This is a genomic window from Arthrobacter sp. 05T45 (genome assembly GCF_056395875.1).
The window spans coordinates 1-20614 of the sequence record NZ_JBFTKI010000025.1 but is presented as its reverse complement, the minus strand read 5'-3'; the positions used below and the strand labels follow the sequence as shown (position 1 = coordinate 20614).

At 67.5% G+C, this 20614-nt stretch carries 17 protein-coding genes and 1 tRNA gene; 8 read left to right on the top strand and 10 right to left on the bottom strand.

From position 1 onward, the window contains the following. Position 1: 1 nt before the first annotated feature. Together AC1DGD_RS18375 and AC1DGD_RS18370 are read right to left on the bottom strand one after the other, a co-directional pair. Positions 2–1612 carry a sensor histidine kinase gene (locus AC1DGD_RS18375; protein WP_476857764.1) on the bottom strand — a complete coding sequence of 537 codons (1611 nt, stop codon included), beginning with the start codon at positions 1610–1612 and terminating at the stop codon, positions 2–4. Between the two features lie 21 nt (positions 1613–1633). Continuing rightward, the gene (locus tag AC1DGD_RS18370; protein WP_079551963.1) at positions 1634–2374 is read right to left on the bottom strand and encodes a response regulator transcription factor; all 741 of its coding nucleotides are present in this window, start codon (positions 2372–2374) and stop codon (positions 1634–1636) included. 242 nt (positions 2375–2616) lie between these two features. Between AC1DGD_RS18370 and AC1DGD_RS18365 the strand changes: the two genes are divergently transcribed. The 5 genes from AC1DGD_RS18365 (at position 2617) to AC1DGD_RS18345 (ending at position 6990) form a co-directional block, all read left to right on the top strand. After that, a complete protein-coding gene (locus AC1DGD_RS18365; RefSeq protein WP_476857763.1) occupies positions 2617–3660 on the top strand; it encodes a hypothetical protein in 1044 nt (347 codons plus the stop codon). A 569-nt stretch (positions 3661–4229) separates the two neighbouring features. Continuing rightward, positions 4230–5093, top strand: coding sequence for a winged helix-turn-helix domain-containing protein (locus tag AC1DGD_RS18360; RefSeq protein WP_476857762.1), 864 nt, complete (start codon positions 4230–4232; stop codon positions 5091–5093). Positions 5094–5481: 388 nt separating this feature from the next. Then, positions 5482–5685, top strand: a complete 204-nt coding sequence (locus AC1DGD_RS18355) for a dodecin family protein (RefSeq protein ID WP_230012628.1) — start codon at positions 5482–5484, stop codon at positions 5683–5685. A 55-nt stretch (positions 5686–5740) separates the two neighbouring features. Continuing rightward, positions 5741–6268, top strand: coding sequence for a SixA phosphatase family protein (locus AC1DGD_RS18350; RefSeq protein WP_018774262.1), 528 nt, complete (start codon positions 5741–5743; stop codon positions 6266–6268). A 137-nt stretch (positions 6269–6405) separates the two neighbouring features. After that, positions 6406–6990, top strand: coding sequence for a hypothetical protein (locus tag AC1DGD_RS18345; RefSeq protein WP_476857761.1), 585 nt, complete (start codon positions 6406–6408; stop codon positions 6988–6990). Between the two features lie 72 nt (positions 6991–7062). On the opposite strand, the gene AC1DGD_RS18340 is transcribed toward AC1DGD_RS18345, so the two are convergent. The 5 genes from AC1DGD_RS18340 to AC1DGD_RS18320 all read right to left on the bottom strand — a co-directional run bounded on the left by AC1DGD_RS18340 (position 7063) and on the right by AC1DGD_RS18320 (position 12784). Further along, positions 7063–7728 carry a hypothetical protein gene (locus AC1DGD_RS18340; protein ID WP_476857760.1) on the bottom strand — a complete coding sequence of 222 codons (666 nt, stop codon included), beginning with the start codon at positions 7726–7728 and terminating at the stop codon, positions 7063–7065. A gap of 8 nt (positions 7729–7736) precedes the next feature. Next, positions 7737–8372, bottom strand: a complete 636-nt coding sequence (locus AC1DGD_RS18335; RefSeq protein ID WP_230008014.1) for a TetR/AcrR family transcriptional regulator — start codon at positions 8370–8372, stop codon at positions 7737–7739. After that, positions 8369–10405: a YhgE/Pip family protein gene (locus AC1DGD_RS18330; protein WP_476857759.1), complete on the bottom strand. Its 2037-nt coding sequence runs from the start codon at positions 10403–10405 to the stop codon at positions 8369–8371. The genes AC1DGD_RS18335 and AC1DGD_RS18330 overlap by 4 nt, the downstream gene beginning before the upstream one ends. After that, positions 10402–11160: an ABC transporter ATP-binding protein gene (locus AC1DGD_RS18325; RefSeq protein WP_476857758.1), complete on the bottom strand. Its 759-nt coding sequence runs from the start codon at positions 11158–11160 to the stop codon at positions 10402–10404. Before AC1DGD_RS18325 ends, AC1DGD_RS18330 begins: the two co-directional genes overlap by 4 nt. Before the next feature lie 88 nt (positions 11161–11248). Further along, positions 11249–12784: a dihydrolipoyl dehydrogenase family protein gene (locus AC1DGD_RS18320; protein ID WP_476857757.1), complete on the bottom strand. Its 1536-nt coding sequence runs from the start codon at positions 12782–12784 to the stop codon at positions 11249–11251. 165 nt (positions 12785–12949) lie between these two features. Between AC1DGD_RS18320 and AC1DGD_RS18315 the strand changes: the two genes are divergently transcribed. Further along, entirely contained in the window at positions 12950–13678 is a 729-nt protein-coding gene (locus AC1DGD_RS18315) for a FadR/GntR family transcriptional regulator (RefSeq protein ID WP_476850662.1), read from the top strand. A gap of 169 nt (positions 13679–13847) precedes the next feature. Here the strand turns inward: AC1DGD_RS18315 and AC1DGD_RS18310 are convergent. After that, positions 13848–13921 (bottom strand) — tRNA-Arg (locus AC1DGD_RS18310). A gap of 277 nt (positions 13922–14198) precedes the next feature. Between AC1DGD_RS18310 and AC1DGD_RS18305 the strand changes: the two genes are divergently transcribed. Together AC1DGD_RS18305 and AC1DGD_RS18300 are read left to right on the top strand one after the other, a co-directional pair. After that, the gene (locus AC1DGD_RS18305; protein ID WP_223914403.1) at positions 14199–16034 is read left to right on the top strand and encodes a phosphoenolpyruvate carboxykinase (GTP); all 1836 of its coding nucleotides are present in this window, start codon (positions 14199–14201) and stop codon (positions 16032–16034) included. A 319-nt stretch (positions 16035–16353) separates the two neighbouring features. Then, complete coding sequence (locus AC1DGD_RS18300; RefSeq protein ID WP_476857756.1) at positions 16354–17766, top strand: FAD-binding oxidoreductase; 1413 nt, start codon at positions 16354–16356, stop codon at positions 17764–17766. A gap of 85 nt (positions 17767–17851) precedes the next feature. Here the strand turns inward: AC1DGD_RS18300 and AC1DGD_RS18295 are convergent, their stop codons facing one another. Together AC1DGD_RS18295 and AC1DGD_RS18290 are read right to left on the bottom strand one after the other, a co-directional pair. Continuing rightward, complete coding sequence (locus AC1DGD_RS18295; RefSeq protein WP_476857755.1) at positions 17852–19012, bottom strand: globin domain-containing protein; 1161 nt, start codon at positions 19010–19012, stop codon at positions 17852–17854. A gap of 156 nt (positions 19013–19168) precedes the next feature. After that, positions 19169–20614 (bottom strand): metallophosphoesterase family protein (locus AC1DGD_RS18290; RefSeq protein ID WP_476857754.1); only part of this gene is annotated, 1446 nt, incomplete at its 5' end.

Genomic DNA, 20614 nt, shown 5'->3' with positions numbered 1-20614 from the left:
GTTACGCCGGCGGCGGCGAGGCGGGCAGCCGCACGGCGAACTCCGTGCGGCCCGGCCGGGACGTGACCTCGACTGTTCCTCCGTGGGCCTCCACGATCGACTGGACAATGGACAGGCCCAACCCGCTGGTGCCCTCGGACGTCGGCGCGGCGGTCGCCGTGCCGTGACCTCCGCGGCTGCCGGAAACGGCGCCGGAGGACGAGCGTGCGGGAGCCCCGGACCCGACCCTCGCCGTCGCGACGGCAGAATCGGCGGGGACAGCTGCGGGGTTCGACGCCGGATTGGTGCGCGAGGCGTCGGCCCGGGTGAAGCGGGCGAAGACCCGGCCGATAAATTCCGGGGCGATGCCGCTGCCATTGTCTGTCACGGTGACCACGGCACTGCCGTCAGCCGAGCGCATAACGCCCGTGACCACCTTGGTCCCGGGTTCCGTGTGCTTGCGCGCATTGGACAGCAGGTTGGCGAGGACCTGGTGAAGCTGGGTCGCATCACCGCGCACCACCACGGGCTCGTCCGGAAGTTCCAGCTGCCAGATGCGGTCCGGGGCCATGACTTTCTCATCGCTGACCGTCTCGATGGCCAGCTGGGTGAGGTCGACGTCGGAGATTTTGAGCGGCTGTCCCTCGTCCAGGCGCGCCAGCAGCAGCAGGTCCTCCACGAGCGTGGTCATCCGCTCGGACTGGCTTTGCACACGGGCGAGGGACCTCTCGCCGTCGGGGGTGAAATGCTCGGTCATCCGCATCAGCTCCGTGTAGCCGCGAATGGCCGTCAGCGGGGTGCGGAGTTCGTGCGAGGCGTCGGCGACGAACTGCCGGACCTTCATCTCGCTCTCCTGCCGCGCCTCGAGAGCGTTGGAGACGTTGTCCAGCATCTTGTTCAGCGCGTAGCCCACGCTGCCCACTTCCGTTCCGGGATGGGCCGCCGACGTCGGGACGCGGACCCCGAGCGCCACCTCGCCGGCGTCCAGCGGGAGACGGGAGACCTTGGTGGCAACCTCGGAGAGCTGTTCCAGCGGCTTCATGGTCCGCCGGATCAGGGCCGTGCCGGCGAGCCCGATCAGCACGAGCCCGCCTGCGGACACCACCACCATGGTCCAGACCAGGGAGGCCAGGGTGCTTTGTTTTTCTGCCAGCGGGAGTCCGGTCACAATCACGTCGCCGTACGGTGTTCGCGCCGCCGTGAGCCGGTAGGCGCCGGCCGAAAGGCTGCGGTCCACGGACACGCCGCTCGGGGTGAGGGCCAGGAGAACCTTGTTGTCGGCGGGGGAGAGGCTCTTGACCGCGCCGTCCCCGGCCAGGAACCCGGCCCTGCTGACTTCGCCGTCCACTATCCGTGCGTTAAGCGTCCCGACGCCCTGTCCCCGGGCTTCGAGGGGGTCGGGGCGCCTGCCCGAATCGTCCGAGGAGGGCCGGCCGAACTCGCTCGAACGGTGGGAGGCCTGGTCCAGCTGGGTGTCGAGCTGCCGGGTGAGGAAGAGGTCCATGGAGGCGTAGCTGAACAAGCCCACAGCGCCGCAGATGGCCACGAGCAGCGCCATGGCGACCAAGACCAGCCGGGTGCGCAAATGCCACGTCGACGGGTTGCGCCAGTCGCGTCCGGGGACGCGGGTCATGCCGGAAAGTGAGGGCACGGATCAGTCCGCCGGTTTCAGGACGTACCCGGCTCCGCGCACCGTGTGGATCATCGGAGCGTGGTTGGCGTCGACCTTCTTGCGGAGGTAGGAAATGTACAGTTCCACGATGTTCGCCTGGCCGCCGAAATCGTAGTCCCAGACACGGTCCAGGATCTGGGCCTTGCTGATGACCCGTTTCGGGTTTTCCATGAGGTAGCGCAGCAGCTCGAACTGCGTGGCGGTCAGGTGCATTTCCTCACCGGCCCGGGTGACTTCGCGGGTGTCGACGTTGAGCACGAGGTCTCCCACCACGAGTTCGGCGGTGTCCATGGCGGCCACTCCGGAGCGCTGGACCAGCCGGTGCAGGCGCAGCAGCACCTCTTCCATGCTGAACGGCTTGGTGACATAGTCATCGCCGCCGGCCGCCAGTCCGGTGATGCGGTCCTGGACGGCATCCTTGGCGGTGAGGAACAGCGCCGGCACCTCCGGCGCGAACGCGCGGATCCTGTTCAGCAGTTCGACGCCGTCGAACCCGGGCAACATCACGTCCAGCACCAGCACGTCGGGGCGGAACTCCTTGGCTAGCCGGACGGCTCCGGGCCCGTCCTCGGCCACGGCCACGGACCAGCCGGCCATCCGCAGCCCCATGCTCATGAGCTCGGAGAGGCTGGGCTCGTCATCCACCACGAGGGCGCGGATGGGGGAGCCGTCCGGATGCGTGAGCTGGGGAAGGTTGTTGGTCATGGAGTGCGAAGTGGCCATGGGGACAACTCTCCGATCTGCCGGTTAGGCGGGGCTTTGGGGACCCTGTGCGGCACCTGTGAATCCCAGCCTAGCGAGCTGGATGCCGTTGCGGGACCGTACGGGCCGCACCGGCCACGTTCAAACCCCTTTACCGTCCGGCGCCAACGTCACGGGCCGGGCTGTCGGCCCGCACAGCCCAGGCACAGGATCGCTCACCACTCTGGGGTGAACACCGATCCGCACCCTAAAGGAGAAATACCATGAGCGGTCAGCATCCCGGAGCCGGTTCCGGACCAGCCCCCGAGCCAGCCCCCGAGCCAGCCCCCGTACCCGCCCCCACGCCCACCACCGGCGCGCCAGCGGCGCCCGCGCCGGTAACCACACCCCGTACTGCCTGGAAGTACGGCGCCGGACCCACCGACGCCGGACACTCCGACGGCGGACACGACGGCGGCGGACACGACGGCGGCGGGCACGCTGACGCCGGACACACCGACGCCGGAACAGTCCAAACCGGACACGCTGACGGCGGGCGGCCGGAAGCAGGCGCTGCCGGCGGCTGGGGCGCGCCGCCGGTTTGGACGGTTCCGGCCTCGGAACCTGCCTGGGGCATGCCCCGGCAGGAACCTGTGCCCGCCGCAGCCACAGGCTGGGGCGCGCCGGGAACTTCCGCCAAGACGGCCTCGGCGGCAAAGCCCTGGACCCTCACGCGAGGGCTCGCCGTCGCCGGGGCCGCCGCAGTCCTGGCCGCCGGCGCCGGGGCGGGCGTCTATGCCCTCACCTCAAGCGCAACGGCAGCCACCGGTGCGGCCGGCGGGGCGGGCGCCGGCGGACCCGGCGGCCAGGGTTTCGCCCCGGGCGCGCCCGGTTCAGCGCAAGACGGTTCCGCGCAAGGTGGTTTCGCGGGCGGCGGCATGCCGGGGCAGGGCGGTCCCGGCGACTTCGCTGCCGGTGGGATGGGCAGCGGGCTTACCGCGGCAGTGCACGCCGAATACGTGGTGCTGCAAGGAAGCGCGTACACCACGATGGCCGAGCAGCTGGGCACAGTGAGCGAGGTCAGCTCGTCCTCCGTGACCGTCAAGAGCAGCGACGGTTTCACGCGCAGCTATGCGCTGGGCAGCGACGTCGTGGTGAGTAATCTGCAACAGCGGCGCCAGCAGGCCGGCGGCGCGGGCACGCAGCTGAGCCTCGCGGACATCGTGGCGGGCGGGACGGTGCGGATCGTGGCGGCGAAGGACGGCTCCGGCTACACGGCGGCCTCCGTCATGGTGGTCGCGGCGACGACCACCGGCCAGTCGAACTGAACCGCCGCAGCCGGCATCGCCACCGTGCCTGGCAGGCATCGCCGCCGTGCCTGGCCGGCGGCGATGCCGGCTGCCCACTCCGTGGACCGCCTCGCAGGCGGCGGTGGGCAGGCGCGGTTTGGCCCAACTCGCCGTGCTGTGAATGATTTGCCTGATGTCGTCCGCGTTGACCGAATAATATTCGAGAAAACGCACTTGCTGACCTTCCGGTCAGTAAAACACTTGTTATTTTATTGCCGCTGCAGAATTGTGACTTGCGCTACAAATCCTCGATCTGTCTCACTATGTGGAACCTGGGGTCCATTGTTACTTGCACGTTTACATTGTTACGTTGCACACTTCAATTGTGAACAAGAACTCAACAGCACCTGCAGCCGCAGCTTCCTGGATCAGCACACCCGCTGGTACCGAGATGCGCTGTTGTCGAATGCACGCCTAACTTTTACACCCCTAAAGGTTTCCAGGTATTCGCCCCCCAGCCCAGAGTCGGGCGCCCCTCCCCAATTTCATTGCGGGGAAAGAAGCATTCGAGCCGCGATGACGGCCATTCACATTGAGGTAAGCATTCCATGTCAGTTGCATCCGGATACGTCCACATCTCCGTCCGTAACGCCAGCAAGGCCGGGCAGGCCTCAGGGATCCGTCAGGGCTTTGGCGGGCGCTCCGCGTTCGCCCCCGCCGGATCCACGGGCAGCTTCCCCGCCCCCGGATATGCAGCGCAGGGCTACAACCCTGACTCCTACGGCCAGCTCCGTGCCGTCCCCCCCSCCCCCGCCACGGCGCCCACCCCGGTGATCGCCCCGGGTGCCGGCAGCCCGGTCCGTCCGGCCCCCAGCGACAACGTCGCCCGCGGTTTCGTGCTGTACATGGGCATCGACGAGGAAACCGCGGCTGCAGCCGGCACATCCATCGCCAAGCTTGCCCAGGAAATCCGGGCCTACGCACAGTCGCTCGTGGCCGGTGCCGAAAGCTATGCCGCCGTCGCCGTCGCGCCGGCCAGTGCCCCGGGTTCCGCCCTCGACGTCGTCCGCTCGACCTTCGGTGATCCCACCGCGGGGGCCCGCCAGCGCACCGAGACCGCCCGCCTGCAGCAGCCGCAGGATCCGCGGCCGTCCGGGGTGCTGATCGACCTCGCCCGCCGTGAGGTGCACCTCGACGGCGAATCCCTGAATCTCACGTTCAAGGAATTCGAGCTCCTGAACTACCTCGTGGAGAACGGCACCCGCACCGTGGGCCGCGACGAGCTCCTCGAAGGCCTGTGGCGGAACGCCGAAGAGGTCCCGAATGAGCGGACCATCGACGTCCACATCCGCCGCCTGCGTTCCAAGCTGGGCCGCCTCGCCAACACCGTGCGCACCGTGCGCGGCCAGGGCTACCGGTTCTACGAGCACCCCGAAGTGGTTGTCTGGGCCGCTCCGGAATACTCGATCTAGCTTCTAGCCCACGCAAAGCGCCCGTCCCCTGCATGGGGAGCGGGCGCTTTCGCTTTCGCGGCACGATCCCTCGGCGCCTGCGCTCGCCCCTTCCCGCCGTCCCCCTAACCTCGCACGTCCCCACCGGCTCCCAGCCTTCGCAAGCTCAGGCCGGGTCCCCCGCCGGCGTGGGCCCACGGTCAGGGAACCCCGACGGCGGAGCTCACGCGACAACGGCGCTTTCGGGACGTGCCGCTGCGCTACAGCGCCCTCACTACCCGGAACGTGGCTTTGCGCGGTCTGGCTGACGGGCCTTTGCCGCCGCTGCTGGTGGTTTTGGTTGGACTCTGTTGCCTTTCGGGGGTCCGGCGTAGTCTCGGACCGTTGAGCCGACTATTGGGAGGAAGACATGTCTGTTGCACGGATTACTACCCTGAGCGCGAACTCCAAGACCTCGTTCGATGCCGCCATCAAGGAGGGCGTCGACCGGGCCAATAAGACCCTTCGCAATGTCACGGGGGCATGGGTGAAGGAACAAAAGGTCGAGATCAGCGACGGCGCCGTCGTTGCCTGGCACGTCGTGCTGGAAGTGACCTTCGTCCTTGAAGACTGAACGGACGCTGGTGGGATGCGCGCCCGTGGGCCAGCCGCCGCACTAGGATTGGGGCATGAGCGCGCATCACATCAAACGGCTGGTGATCATGCGGCACGCCAAGTCCGATTGGCCCGGCGGGGTTGCCGACCACGAAAGGCCGCTCGAAGAACGCGGCCACAAGGACGCCCCAGTCGCCGGAAAGTGGCTGCTCAAGCACGGCGTGGTTCCTGATTTCATCCTCTGCTCCAGCGCTTTGCGGACCCGCCAGACCTGCACGTGGGTGTGCCACGCCCTCGGAGACAAGGCGCCGACGCCCAAGCTCGAGGATGGGCTGTACGCCGCCTCCGCCTTGCGCATGCTGGCCGTCATCAACCACGTCCCTGACACCGTCACCACCCTCATGGTGATTTCCCACATGCCCGGGGTGCAGGACCTTGCGATGCATCTGGCGTCGCGCGACTCCGACCACGATGCCTACATGGACGCCGCCACGCGCTATCCGACCAGCGGGCTGACCATCCTGGAAACGGAAAAGTCCTGGGCCGAACTGGACGGGCAGGACGCCAAGCTGACCCACTTCAAGGTCCCCCGCGCCAAATAGCCGCAGGTCCGCCCGGTGAGGGCTGCGGAATCCATAGCAACCTGCGCCGATCTGCGGTTTACTGATGCTGTTTAGTCATGTGGTTTTTTCCAGTGGTTTTGGGGCATCTGTTGCAACCCGGAGAAAAGGTGATCAACGTGGATTCAGGGCAGCTCATAGGAATTATTGTCGGCATCGTCGTGGTGCTCGCGATCGTAGCGGTGGCGGTCATGGTCAGCCGCAAACGCAAGGTGGCCGCAGACCGGAACCGTGCGGCCGAGATGCGTGAACAGGCCAAGGCCGACGAATTCGCTGCGCGGGAACGCGACGCCAAGGCGGCCCGTGCCGAGGCCGACGCGCAGGAGGCCGACCTCGAGGCCGAGCGGCTGCGGCAGGAAGCCCGCAAGCGCCAGGAAGAAGCCGAAAGCGTCCGCTCCGGCGCGCAGGAGCAACTGCGCAAAGCCGACGAAGTGGACCCGGACGTAGTCACATCTGAACGCGGCGGCGAAAGCGGGCAGATGCCGACCCGCGGGGATTTGCGCGCCGAGAGGGCCGCCGCCGAAACCACAACGGGCAGCCACGTCCCCGGCCAGCAAACGTCCGGCCAGCAAGCGTCTTCCGGCGAGCCAGCGTCCGGCCAGCAAGTGTCCGCCGACCAGCGCAGCCGCGAGGACGTAACCCGGACCGACACGGCCCCGGGCCCGGATGCCACCCCACGCGAAGACAAGCCTCGAAACCTCTGAGCTGAACTCCCGAACTGGCCCCGGGCGGAAAATCCTGTGCTGAACGTTTCGCCGGGAAGTGATGCGCGGGACTCAGCGGCGGGCCGAGGCCCGGGCTGGTGATTTGGGGGCAGGCGACTTGGCCGGTGTCTTCGCAGCTGGCTTGACCGGTGTCTTCGCCGGTGACTTGGCCGCGGGCCGGGCAGTGGCCCGCGGAGCAGCCGCACGCGGAGCCGCCTGGCGCGGAGCGGTTCCTCTCGGCGTCGGCCGCGGTGCGGAGGGCCGCGGATTCGCAGACCCGGCCCCCGCTCCCCGCGCGCCGGGCGCCGGGCGGCGTCGCGGAGCACGGCCCGGGGAACGCCGGCCGCGGCTCCGGCCGGGCAGTACAGTGCCGGCGAACAGCAACAGTAAGGTGACGGCTCCGGCGGCCGCGGCCAGATAGAAGTACAAATCCGGATGCTCGGAATCGACGCGCGTGGACAGGGCGTCGGGATCGGGGTTGAAGGCCAGCCCCCACTGGCGCAGGAAAGCGACCCCGAACGCGATGAAGAGGATGCTGCCTACCCCGCTCGCGGCCAAAGTCTTGTGCCGGCGCCGGACCACCACCTCCGCCACGCAGGCCACATAGGCCGTCGCGGCCGCACCGACGAACCACACCAGCACCCACTCTTGCAGGGTGATTCCGGTCAGGACCAGAAGTGCCAGGGCAGTGAGAAACGCTCCGATGGCGACTTTCCCGTTGGTACCCATGTGACGCATGTGAATAATCATGCCTGAGCAGGCGGCTGCTTCACGACGTAGCCGCGCATGGAGGCCATGATTGCGGCCACACTCTGCTCCCTGGTCCGCTCCGGGTTGTACGTCTGGCGGTCCAGTCCCACCACGAAGCAGGCCCCAAAGATTGCCGTTTCCAGGCTGCCCCGGGAAACGGCGGAATCCACGGGATAAACGGCGGCGACGCCGTCGATGGCAGAGCCGATCACCGCGAGCAGGCGCCCGCGGAGCTCGGCGAAGGTGTCCTGCCATTCGCTCGGGGTCCGCCAGCTTTCGCTGACCCAAAGCCGGGCGAAGGAGGGGTACTCGGCCATGAAGTCCATGGCCTGGCCGATCATTTCCTCCATGGCGGCGAGGGGGTCGGCGGAGCCGTCGCGGACACTCAGCAGCCGCGCCAGGAGGATGTCCACGCCGTGGCGCAGCAGCTGGGCGATCAGGTCCGACTTGCTGCCAAAGTTGTAATACACCGTGCCCTTGGACACCCCGGCTGCCGTGGCGATCTCGTCCACCGTCACGCCCGCCGCGCCGCGCTCCCCGATCAGATCCATGGACGCCTCGAACAGTTTCTGCTTCGTGGCGTTCGTGCGGGCGGGACGGAGTTTCTTCTCCCCGGCCCCCACTGTGCTCATACGGCGATCTCCGGTTTTAGGGACTTCAGGGTCCAGAACTTGTGCTTGTGAACGGCCAGCGTGGAAAGCGCCGCCCCGAGCACAGTGTACCCAAGGAGGCCAACCACCGTGGGCACGATCAAGGAAAGGTCCGCGCCGTAGATCAGGTGCCGCATGCCGGCCACCACATAACCCATAGGCAGCGCCTCGTGGACAAAGTGCAGCGGCTGCGGGGTGGTTTGCCACGGGAAGGTTCCGCCGGAGGAAACCAGCTGCAGGACCAGCAGGATAAGCACCACGAATTTTCCGGGAGTTCCCAGCAGGGCCACGACGCCCTGGATGATGGCACTGAAGGCCATGGCGGCCGCCAACATGAACAACCACATCAGCACCGGGTGGGCGGGCTTGAGGCCCAGGCCCAGGTCCACCACGAGGGTGAGCAGCGTGGCCTGGATGACTGAAACGGCAAAGAATGGCAGCCAGCCGCCGACGGCGATCTTCCATGACGGGGCGTTGGACGCCAGTGCGCGTTGCGTGATGGGCCGCATGGCCTGGACCAGCATGAATACGCCGATCCACAGGGCCAGGGTCAGGAAGAATGGCGCCAGGCCGGCACCGTACGACGCAGCCTTGGCCTGGGAGACGTCGCTGACGGCAACAGGGTCCGCGATCACCTTTGACAGGCTGTTCTTCTGGGCATCATCGGGATTGGGGATCTTCCCGGCACCCTTGTCCAGCTCTGAGGCCAGGGTGGCGGCGCCATCCGAGGCCGTGCGGGCGCCGTCCTCCAGCTGGCCCGCCCCGTCGTCGAGCTGCCGGGCGCCATCTGCGAGCCTGGCAGTGCCGTCGACAGCGCTCTGCTCGCCCGCGGCCAGCGCGGCCGAGCCGGCTGAGAGCTGGTTGGCGCCGGCTGAAGCCTTTGAGATGGCATCGGTCAGGGCCGGCGTCGCTCCCGCAAGTTTGGCCGCCCCGGAACTTACGGCGGCGGATCCGTCGGCAAGCTGCTGGATCTGGGCTGCATCTGTTTGGATTCTGGACTTCGCATCGGCCACCGGGCTTGAGGCTGCGGCGGTATCGAAATCGGCCAGGATTTTGCCGGCCTGGTCGGGGGTGATGATCCCGGCGGCAACCAGACGGCTGTTGGATTGCACCACACGGTCCCGGAGGCCCTTGTCGGCAGCGCTGAGTTGCCCGACGACGTCCTGGACTTTCGTGTTCAATGCCGCGTTTCCCGCCGCGACTTGCGCGGCGCCGTCCGCGAGTTTCTGTGAGTCGGCAGGGAGTGTGGCCGTCCTGTCCTTCAGCTGCGTCAGGCCGGCGCTGAGCTGGCCGGCGCCGGAATTGAGCTGGTTGGCGCCATCGCGTAGCTTCATTTGGCCGGCGGCGAGTTCTGCGACTCCGCCGTTCAGCTGGCTCGTTCCGGAATGCAAACTGGCTGCCCCGTCCCGGAGTCTGGCAATGCCGTCGGAGAGTTTTCCGGCCCCGTCGGCGGCCTGGACTATTTGAGTATGGATTGTGCCGAAGCCCGTCAGGAGCTGGTTCGCAGTCTCCTCGCCCACCTCCTTGGCAACCGTCGAATGCACGGCGGTGGTCAGCTTGTCCACGATGTTGCTGAGGACGTAGTTGTTGGCATCGTTGGTGGTGACATTCAGCATGGCTTGGTTCGCGGCGTCAAAGCTGCCCGGGGAAACCAGGTTGGCCGAGAAGTCCTTGGGAATCTTGAGCGCGAACGCATACTTGCCGCTGCTCACGCCCTGGTCCGCTTCCGCGGCGGTGGTGACTTTCTGCCAGTTGAAGACGTGGCCGTCCACGAGGCTGTCGGCGACCTTTTTCCCCGCCTCGAGCCGGGTCCCGTTGCTGGCGGACGCGCCGGTGTCCTCGACTACCAAGGCGGCGTCGATCTGGTCCAGGTTCCCGTACGGATCCCAGTTGGCGTAGAGATACACCGCGCCGTACAACAAAGGCACCATGGTCAGCGCCAGGATGGTCAGTTTGGGCAGGAGCCCGCCAGTCATGCGCTTGAGCTCGGAGCGGGCCAGCCGCAGAACAGTCACTTTAGGGCCTCGGTTTCGAACGGGATGTGTTCAGGGTTCCGGTGTTTCGCGGATTGGCCTTCTGTCTTCTCCGCATCAGGCTGGGAGGGGTCCGCGGATGCGTCAACGATGGAAACCGTTGCGGCGGCAGCCTCAACGGCGTTCCCGATTGCGGCGGAGGGCCCGGTCCAGCCGTCCGGCAGTGCCGCGACGGTGACGACGACGGCGAGCGGCCGGCCGCCGTCGTGCGCCAGATCTTCCAGCCTGGGAAGCCAGTCCGCGGGATCTGCGCTGTGCCTGTCCGGAGAATCGACCACCAGCAGATCTGTTCCGGGGTTGGCCAGGGCAAGGGCGGTGAGCAGTTCGACGCGTCGCCGGGCCGGAATCTGTTCGGTCCAGAGGCCGGCAATGTCCTCGAAGCGGTTGACCTTGAGCCAGGGTTTGCTCAGCAGAGCACCCCGATAGCGCCGGGGGATGAGCGCGAGGTCCTCGGTGACGAGGTCGCCCACGCTGAGATGCTGTTCGGGCTCGTTGACACCGGGGGAGTCCACGAGTGCACTGGCCAACCGGAGGCGCTTAATCTTGAAATTTCCGTCCCAGCTGAGCACTCCCCCGGAGGGCTTCATCCGGCCGCTGAGTGTGAGGGCGAGGGCTGTTCGCTGGTCCTGGCCGTCGCCTTCAACCAAGAGCAGCTCCCCGGCACGTACCTCAAGGGACGTGGGTGGGAGCAGGTCATTCCGGCGCCCGTTCACACGGAGCTGTTGCACGGAGAGCATGTAAGCCTTTCGCAGGGTCTGGTCTGCATCAAGGCTAACCGAACTGACTGGTCAGTTCAAATAGGGTTGGTTGCTTGTGATCAACGGATCAGAGGCCGTACTCCTCCAGCAGGCGGAGCCAGACTTCGCTGATGGTCGGATAGGAGGGCACGGCGTGCCACAGCCGGTCCAGCGGGACTTCCCCCACCACCGCAATGGTGGCTGCGTGCAGGAGTTCGGCGACATCCGGGCCGGCGAACGTGGCGCCCAGCAGCACCTTGCGGTCCTCGTCGATGACCAGCTGCGCCCACCCTTCATAGTGTTCGGCGTGCAGCGAGGAGCCGGCCACCTGGATGGGGAGTTCCACGGCGGAGGCCCGGAAGCCGTCCTTCTCCGCCTGCGCCATGGTCCGGCCGACGTTCGCCAGTTCCGGATCGGTAAACACCACGTTCGGCACCGCGTGCTCATTGGCCGTCTGGGCAAAGCGGCTCCACGGTGCCGGCTCGCCGGTGAGTTCGCCCTTGGCCCGGGCGGCAATGGCGTCTCCGGTGGCCCGCGCACCGTACTTGCCCTGGTGCGTCAGCATGGCCCGTCCGGCGGCGTCGCCGGCCGCGTAAAGCCACGGGTTGCCGGACACATCGTTCTCGGTGGCGTGGTGGACTAGTCCGGTGGAATCGGTGGTGAGCCGCAGGGTCCCGCCCTCGGGTGCCGGGAGGCCGACGCTGTCCAGGCCGAGTCCCTCTAGGGCGGGGTGCCGGCCGGTGGAGACGAGCAGCTTGTCCGCCGTGATCGTGGCGGCATGGGCCGTGCCGTCAGCGGTCCCGGCGCCCGGGCCGTCCTTGGGGCCGTCCTTGGGGCCGCCCGTGGGGCCGCCGTCGAGCACGACAGTAAGGGAGCCGTCGCCGTTCTCATGCACGCTTCGCGTGCCAGTGTGCAGGCGGAGATCGACGCCATCGGCGCGCAGGCCGGCAGCGACCAGGTCCGCGGCCTGCTCCGGGAAAACACCCAAGAGCCCGCCGCGGGCCACGAGCGTAACGGACGAACCAAGCCGGGCATAGGCCTGGGCGAGTTCGACGCCGGCAACGCCGCCGCCGAGGACCGCAAGCCGCGGGGGAACCGCGCGGGCTGAGGTCGCCTCCCTCGTGGTCCAGTACTCGACGTCGTGAAGCCCCTCGACCGGCGGCTGGTTCGGGGCGGAGCCCGTGGCGACCACCACGGCGTGCCGGGCCGTGAGTGCGTAGCTGTTGCCGTCCAGCCCGGCCACCTCGACGTGCCGCGGGGCGGTGATCCAGCCGTGGCCGCGGATCAGTTCGATGCCTGTGTCCTCCACCCACTTGACCTGGCTGTCGTCCTGCCAGTTCGAGGTGAAGTAATCCCGGCGCTTCAGCACGGCTGCCGGATCCAGGGTGCGGGTGACCGCTTCCTGGGCGCCGGGGACCGTCTGCGCGCCATGCAGCGCAGTGCCCGGCCGCAGGAGCGCCTTCGAAGGCATGCAGGCCCAGTACGAGCACTCGCCGCCGACCAGCTCCGCCTCGATGAGCACTGCTGTCAGGCCGCCGCGGACCACACGGTCCGCCACATTCTCGCCCACGGCTCCGGCGCCGATCACAATGACATCGAATTCCCGCTCAATCTGTGCCGTCATGGCACCAGCCTACGCCGGGGCCACGGACGGATCCGGGGGAGCTCCGGGCTCCGGAGATGCGGGCTTCCGGCGTAATGTGCCGGGCCGAACCCTTTGCAGGACGGGGGACGGTCGATACTGTTGGGACCATACTTGGGGGAGGAGGCGGCCATGGCCGCACGCAACATGACAACAGGCCCGGCCATACCGCTGGCAAGGTTCAGCGCCCAGGCCCGGCTCCGGGCGCTCCAGTCGGACATCCTGGAGCTGATCCTGGAACGCGACCTGGTTCCCGGCGACCCTCTGCCGACCGAAAACGAGCTGACGGCGGCACTCGGCGTCGGCCGCAACACCCTGCGGGAGTCCTTGAAGGCGCTCCAGGCGCTGGGCGTCATCGAGATCCGCCACGGATTCGGCATGTTCGTGGCGCCGAGCAATTTCGAGGCCCTGACCGACGGGCTCACCTTCCGCGCCCGGCTGTCGCTGCGCCACCAGGGCGAGGAAGCCCTGCAGCTCGTGGAGGTCCGGCAGGCACTCGAATCCGGCCTGGTCGGCGCCGCCATGGACCGGATCAGCGCCGAACAGCTGGCCGCCGTGGAGGAGTCCGTGAACCGCATGGAAGCGCTGGCCGACGCGGGGGAGCCCTTCATCGAGGCCGACGCGGAGTTCCACCGCAGGCTTTTCGAGCCGCTGAACAACGACCTGCTGATCAGCCTGATGGACGTCTTCTGGAAGGTCTACCGCCGGATCCACCTCGAACTCGGCGGACCGTACGCCGTCGACCTGCAGGCAACGGCCGCAGTGCACCGGGGGATCTATGAGGCTGTCGCAACGGCGGACAAGGCACTCGCCTCCGAGCGGCTCAGCACGCATTTCGACGACATCCGCAACATCATCGTCCGGTCCACGGCCTGACCCCTGCTGCCGGGCCGCTCCGGCCCAACAGCTGCCGCCGGCACCTAAGGCGGCCGGGCCGGCGCCCAGCCTGGCGCCTAAAGCAGCCGGGCCGGCGCCCTGGCGCCTAGGGCATCCGGCGGTTAAAGCAAAAGATCCGCCCTGGTGAACCGGGGCGGATCTTCATCTGTGCGCCCAAAGGGATTCGAACCCCTGACCTTCTGTTCCGTAGACAGACGCTCTATCCAGCTGAGCTATGGGCGCATTCTCGGCTCTTGGAGAACTTCTCTCTCCCCGAACCTCGAATTACTTTACGCGAGCCCGGGCCCAGTTACAAATCGAAGCGGGTGTAATCTAGCTGACTAGACCGGTCTACGTGACCTTAGTCACAAAATGGGGGGATGATGGCCGGCCAGTTCCTTGAATTTCCGCGGTTTTTGATTTGCTCCGCCCCGGTCATCCCACGTCCGGGCCCGAAATGGGCCCCCTGCCGAGCCCTAGCATTTAGGACACACCACTGAACCCGAGGAAGGGAACCGTAATGGGAGATCTGGCGCGACTGCCGTTGCTTGAAAAAGCACCCACCACACATGCCGGTCTACTGGCATGGGTAGAAGAGGTAGCTCAACTGACCCAGCCGGACCGGATCTACTGGGTTGACGGGTCCGAAGCGGAAAACACCCGGCTGACGGACGAGCTCGTTGCCGCCGGCACCCTGACCCGCCTCAACGAGGACCTCTTCCCCAAGTCGTTCGCGGCCTTCTCCGACCCCGCCGACGTGGCCCGCGTCGAAGAGCAGACCTTCATCTGCTCCGAGAACGAGCACGACGCAGGCTTCACCAATAACTGGATGGCCCCGGCGCAGATGAAGGAAAAGCTGCACGGCCTGTTCGCCGGCTCCATGCGCGGCCGCACCATGTACGTGATCCCCTTCGTGATGGGCCACCTCGACGCCGAGGACCCCAAGTTCGGCGTCGAGATCACCGACAGCGCCTACGTTGTCGCCTCCATGCGGATCATGGCCACCATCGGCACCGAGGTCCTGGACAAGATCACCGCGACCAACGCGTTCTTTGTCCCCGCCCTGCACTCCCTGGGCGCCCCGCTGGCCCCCGGCCAGGCCGATGTCCCGTGGCCCTGCAACCCGGACAAGTGGATTGTCCACTTCCCGGAGGAGCGCTCCATCTGGTCCTTCGGCTCCGGCTACGGCGGCAACGCCCTGCTCGGCAAGAAGTGCTACGCCCTGCGCATCGCCTCGGTGATGGCACGCGATGAAGGCTGGCTGGCCGAGCACATGCTCATCCTCAAGCTGACCTCGCCGGAGCAGAAGAACTACTACATCTCCGCCGCCTTCCCGTCGGCCTGCGGCAAGACCAACCTCGCCCTGCTGGATCCGACCATCGAGGGCTGGAAAGTCGAAACCCTCGGTGACGACATCACCTGGATGCGGTTCGGCAAGGAAGGCGAGCTCCGCGCCGTCAACCCCGAGGCCGGCCTGTTCGGCGTGGCTCCGGGCACCGGCTGGGGCACCAACCCCAACGCGATGCGCGCCATCGCCAAGGGCCACAGCATCTTCACCAACGTCGCCCTGACGGACGACGGCGGTGTGTGGTGGGAGGGCATGACCGACGAGGTGCCCGCGCACCTGACCGACTGGCAGGGCAACTCCTGGACCCCGGATTCGGACAAGCCCGCCGCCCACCCGAACTCCCGCTTCTGCACGCCGATCGACCAGATCGACATGCTGGCCGAGGAGTACTACAACCCGGACGGCGTGGAGCTTTCCGCGATCCTGTTCGGCGGCCGCCGCAAGACCACCATCCCGCTGGTCACCGAGGCGCGCAGCTGGTCCAACGGCATCTTCATGGGCTCCACCCTGTCCTCGGAGACCACCGCCGCGGCAGCCGGTGCCGTCGGCGTTGTCCGCCGGGATCCGATGGCCATGCTGCCCTTCATCGGCTACGACGCAGGCGATTACCTGAACCACTGGGTCAACCTGTCCGCGAAGGCCAACCCGGAGCGGCTGCCCAAGATCTTCCTGGTCAACTGGTTCCGCCGCAATTCCGAGGGCGGATTCGCCTGGCCCGGATTCGGTGACAACGCCCGGGTCCTGAAATGGGCCATCGAACGCCTCGAGGGCAAGGCCGACGCCGTGGAGACCCCCATCGGGTTCGTCCCCACCGCTGACGCGATCGACCTCAAGGGCCTGGACATGACCCCGGCCCAGGTTGAAGAGGCCGTCCGTGTCGACCCCGCAGAGTGGACCACCGAGCTGGCCTCGATCGAGGAGTGGTTCGCCAACTTCGGCAGCTCGCTGCCCGAGGCGCTGCGCGCCGAACTCGCAGGTCTGAAGGAGCGCATGGCTGCCGAGCAGTAGCAGCCCGCACAACACAAAGCAACGCGGGGTCACTTACGGCCCATCCCACCACTGTGGATGGACCGTAAGTGACCCCGCGTTGCGGTTTAACCAGCGACCGTTAGAACCCAGGACCTCTCGCAAGATGCGGGGACGCCGTTTTCGTTGGGTGCGTGACGCCGGGACTTAGGTCCCTAGGCCGCGTCCGGCCGGATCCCTAGGCTTGTCCGCATTCCATCAGCCGGGCCGGCCGACGATTGGAGCGTGCGCTGGGGGCATTCCGGGCGGGGGCGGCCGTGCCCCCGACCTGCTCGCGGTAAGCGAGACTCAGGAGTTCCTCATGCTTGTCAACGACGACATCGATGCTTTGTCCAGCGCTGTCAGCGGCCCGGTCGCGTTGCCGGACAGCCCCGAATTCGCGGCGGAGACGTTCGCCTTCAACGTCGCAACAGTGCACCGGCCCGAGGTCGTTCTGGGGGCCGCAGATGCCCGGGACGTCGTGGCCGCGGTTAAGTGGGCGGCCGAGCGCAGGCTTCCCGTGTCCGTCCAGTCCACCGGGCACGGCGCCGAATCTGCGATCGATGGCGGCCTGCTCATCAACACGCGCCGGCTGCAGGACCTGCAGATCGATCCGGATGAACGCACCGCACGAGTCGGCGCCGGGGTGAAGTGGCGCACCCTCCTGGAGGCCAGCGTGCCGCACGGGCTCCTCGGACTGCACGGCTCCAGCACCGACGTCGGAGTCGTCGGCTACACGCTCGGCGGCGGGCTGCCCGTGCTCGGCCGCGCCCACGGCTTCGCGGCGGACCATGTCCGCAGCATGGAGATTGTCACGGCCGACGGCGAGCTGCGGCGGATCGACGCCGACGCCGAGGCCGAGCTGTTTGCACTGATGCGCGGCGGTAAGGGCAACCTCGGGATCGTGACCGCCCTCGAGTTCAGTCTCTTTCCGTTCAGTGATTTCTACGGCGGCGGCATCATCTATCCCGGGGCGGATGCGGCCACCGTCCTGGCTGCTTTCCGTCACTGGCTGCCCACGCTGCCTGAAGATGCCTCACCCTCGATCTCGCTGCTGCGGCTTCCGGACATGGACTTCGTTCCTGAGCCGCTGCGGAACCAGTTCGTCGTGCACCTGCGCTTTGCCTTCCTGGGCAAGCGCGAGGCCGGCGACGCGCTGCTTGCCCCGATGCGGGCGGTCTCGACCCCATTGATGGACACGGCCGGGCCCATGAGTTACCTCGACGTTGACCAGATCCACATGGACCCGGCGGACCCGCTGCCCTTCATGGACGGCGGCGCGCTCCTGAAGGATTTCGGCGAAGAGGCGGTGGCTGACCTGCTCGAGCTCACCGGGGACGGTTCGGACTGCCCGCTGCTGCTCGTGGAGGTCCGGCCGCTCGGCGGCGCGCTGGCCCGGACTGCACTGTCCCGGCCGGGGGCTATGCCGGATGCGGTGCCGGACGCCGTGTCGGGGCGGGACGCGGCCTTCCTGCTGTTCCTCGTCGGGTTCAACATACCGCCCCTTGCCGAGGCCGTATCGGCCTACATCAGCGGGATCCTGGCCGCGATGGCTCCCCACTCCACCGGGTACACGCTGGTCAATTTCCATGGCGCACCGGGCGACGAGGAGGACCGGGCCCGGGCCTGGACTCCCGCGGTCTACGAGCGGATGCGGTCCGCGAAGTCCACGTACGACCCCGGCAACCTCCTGCGCTTCGGCCACGCGATCACCGGGGTGCCGTCGGCGGGTTGACGCTCTGCGCGGGCTCCGTTGCACCGCTTCACGACGGCGGCCCCCACCTTCACGAAGAGGTGCGGGGCCGCCGTCGGTGAGTGTTTTAGCTGGCGAGCCAGATATCCGGGCCGAAGACCTCGTAGTGGATCTTCGTGGCCGGGATGCCGGCGTTGATGGCCTCGTTGCGGATGTTCTTCATGAACGGCAGCGGGCCACACAGGTAGAGCGAGGCGTTGGCCGGGAGGTCCACCTCGCGCAGGGACATGAAGCCCGCGTTGGAACCGGCTTCGGGCTGCTCGAGCCAGAGCTGCAGGTCGGCGCCGTCCAGGCGTTCGACGTCGTCTGTCATCTGGGAGCGCAGCGCCCAGCTGTCCAGGTTGCTTTCGGCGTGCAGCACCAGGACCTGGCGGTCCGAGCCGGACTCGGCCAGGGAGCGCAGGATGGACGCCGTGGGCGTGCAGCCGATGCCGGCCGAGGCCAGGACCACGGGGCCGTCGCCTTCCTTGAGCGTGATTTCGCCGTAGGGGTTGGAGATTTCGATGACGTCGCCCACGGCCACATTGTTGTGCAGCACGGGGGAGACCTCGCCGCCGTCGTCGAGCTTGGTGGTGAAGCTGCGGCTGGTGCCGGCGTCGCCGGAGAGGGAGTACTGGCGGACCTGGCGGAGCCCGTCCGGAAGCGTGACCTTGACGCTGACGTACTGGCCCGGCAGCGCCGCGGTGATGGGGGTGTCGTCTGCCGGTTCCAGCGTGAAGGTCATGGAGCCGGTGCCGGCCGGAGTCTTGGCGGCAACCTTCCAGGGGGTCCACATCTTGGCGTTGGCCTGTGCGGCGTAGAGGCCCTTCTCGAGCTTGATGAGGGCGTCCGCCATGAGCCAGTAGACCTCGGTCCAGGCTTCGGCGATTTCCGGGGTGATGACCTCGGCCAGGTCATCGGCGATGGCGGCGAAGAGGTGCTCGTAGACCACCTGGTACTGCGGTTCGGTGATGCCGAGGGAAGCGTGGCGGTGCGCGATCCGGGACAGCACGGTCTCCGGCAGGGTGTCCGGGTTGTTCACCAGGTGGCTGGCGAAGGCGGCGATGCTTCCGGCCAGGGCCTGCTGCTGATTGCCCGAGCGCTGGTTGGAGCGGCTGAACAGGCCGTCCAGCAGTTCGGGGTGGGCGGCGAAGAGGCGGGCGTAGAACTTGGGGGTGATCTCCCCGATCCGGGAACCGACCAGCGGCAGGGTGGCCTCGATGACGGGGAAGGACTTGTCCGAGAGCATGCTGACTCCTGAGATAGTGGCCCGGCGTCTTCAGCCGGGTCCGCGGCGATACTTGCATTTCAAATACAAATATCTATGCCTCATTTCTACACCGCGTAGAAATCTATTCCAAATCGACCGGATTCCGGGCGTGGCGGCGGCGGGAGAAGGCGGGTGTCAGTGACAAGTGTCGCTGCCGGAGAAGGAACCGGTGGTGCCCACGTTCGTAAACGTCATGCCGGGAAGGGGGAGGAACTGCCAGGAGTAGGACGACGCGTTCAGGGTCAATTTGAGCGGCCCGAAGGCGCTTCGGCCACGGGCCACCATTGCGGTCAGAAGGGGGTCGGTGTTGGCCGACAACGCCTGGAGATCCGCCCCGCCGGCGCCCGCGGTAAAGGACCGGATCCCGGTCGGGGAGAGCGCCGGCACCGTGCCTGAGCCGGAGGCGCCGATCGGTTTGAAGATCTCGCTGACGTGGTTGTGCCCGGAAATCATGACGTCGACACCGTGGCCGGCCATGAGGTCCCACATAGGTCCCAGTTCCGGGTAGGAGCCGTGGTTCACGCCCGTTGACCAGCGTGGATGGTGCGCCGCCACGAGGGTGCACGCCGTCGGGGAATTGGTGAGACGGTCCTGCAGCCACAAATATTGCGGGCTGCCGACACCGCATCCACCGCTCACCCCGCCGGGCCCGCATTCACTGTTCAGGGCGATGAAGGTCCAGGCCCCGATCGTCGTCGAGTAGTAGCCGTCCGTACGGGGCCCGAAGTCGCCCGTGGTGACGCCGGGGCCATAGAAATAGTCGAAATAGCCGCGGGTGTTGTCAAGGTATTCATGGTTGCCGAGCACCGGCGAGGTGATGGCCTTCAGGGCGCCGAATGTGTCGTTGTAGGCGCCGGCCCCCATGAACTCGGCAAGGGTGGCGTTCTGGTATTGAAGGTCCCCAAGGGCGATGAACCTGTCGGGCGACTGGGCCGCGACCACCGCGGCCACGTCGCCCTGGCGGCACGCCGACGAGGTGACAACTGAGCCGGGGGCACAGGCGATGTCGCCGACAGCCAGCACGGTCGCAGTCCCGCCGGCACCGGGTTGGGTGGTGGCGGTGGCTTCGTTGGAGCCGGGGCCGGTGTTGCCGGCGGCGTCGGTGGCGGTGACGCGGTAGTACCAGGTTCCGGCGGGGCGGTTGGTGTCGGTGTAGCTGAGCCCGGTGGTGTCGGCGATTCTGCTGGTGGTGGCGGGGGTGAAGCCTGCCGTGGTGGAGCGGTGGACGGTGTAGCCGGTGACGCCGGTGTTGTCGGTCGCGGCGGTCCAGGACAGGGCGACGGCGGTTCCGGTGGCTGTGGCGGCCAGAGCCCCGGGCGCGCCCGGCGCGGTGGTGTCGGAAGGGGTTCCGTCCGTGTAGGTGAGGGTGAGGGTGGGGCGCAGCGTGGCGGAGGCCTGGCGTGACCAGAACCAGGAGCTGTCGGTGCCGGTTCCGGTCAGGGCCAGGGTCCGGGACCCGGTCCAGCCGGTCATCAGGCTGGTGTCCAGGGGGATGTCGTAGGCCGTGTTGGCGGCCGTGCCGCCGGGCAGGGACCCGAGGGTGGGCCCGGAAACCGCGGGGCGGTTGGCGTAGAGGGTGCC

Excerpts from the sequence above, each read along its gene's own strand:
- AC1DGD_RS18375 (WP_476857764.1), bottom strand. The coding sequence starts at position 1,612 with ATGACCCGCGTCCCCGGACGCGACTGGCGCAACCCGTCGACGTGGCAT.
- AC1DGD_RS18370 (WP_079551963.1), bottom strand. The coding sequence starts at position 2,374 with ATGGCCACTTCGCACTCCATGACCAACAACCTTCCCCAGCTCACGCAT.
- AC1DGD_RS18365 (WP_476857763.1), top strand. The coding sequence starts at position 2,617 with ATGAGCGGTCAGCATCCCGGAGCCGGTTCCGGACCAGCCCCCGAGCCA.
- AC1DGD_RS18355 (WP_230012628.1), top strand. The coding sequence starts at position 5,482 with ATGTCTGTTGCACGGATTACTACCCTGAGCGCGAACTCCAAGACCTCG.
- AC1DGD_RS18350 (WP_018774262.1), top strand. The coding sequence starts at position 5,741 with ATGAGCGCGCATCACATCAAACGGCTGGTGATCATGCGGCACGCCAAG.
- AC1DGD_RS18340 (WP_476857760.1), bottom strand. The coding sequence starts at position 7,728 with ATGCGTCACATGGGTACCAACGGGAAAGTCGCCATCGGAGCGTTTCTC.
- AC1DGD_RS18335 (WP_230008014.1), bottom strand. The coding sequence starts at position 8,372 with ATGAGCACAGTGGGGGCCGGGGAGAAGAAACTCCGTCCCGCCCGCACG.
- AC1DGD_RS18325 (WP_476857758.1), bottom strand. The coding sequence starts at position 11,160 with ATGCTCTCCGTGCAACAGCTCCGTGTGAACGGGCGCCGGAATGACCTG.
- AC1DGD_RS18320 (WP_476857757.1), bottom strand. The coding sequence starts at position 12,784 with ATGACGGCACAGATTGAGCGGGAATTCGATGTCATTGTGATCGGCGCC.
- AC1DGD_RS18315 (WP_476850662.1), top strand. The coding sequence starts at position 12,950 with ATGACAACAGGCCCGGCCATACCGCTGGCAAGGTTCAGCGCCCAGGCC.
- AC1DGD_RS18305 (WP_223914403.1), top strand. The coding sequence starts at position 14,199 with ATGGGAGATCTGGCGCGACTGCCGTTGCTTGAAAAAGCACCCACCACA.
- AC1DGD_RS18300 (WP_476857756.1), top strand. The coding sequence starts at position 16,354 with ATGCTTGTCAACGACGACATCGATGCTTTGTCCAGCGCTGTCAGCGGC.
- AC1DGD_RS18295 (WP_476857755.1), bottom strand. The coding sequence starts at position 19,012 with ATGCTCTCGGACAAGTCCTTCCCCGTCATCGAGGCCACCCTGCCGCTG.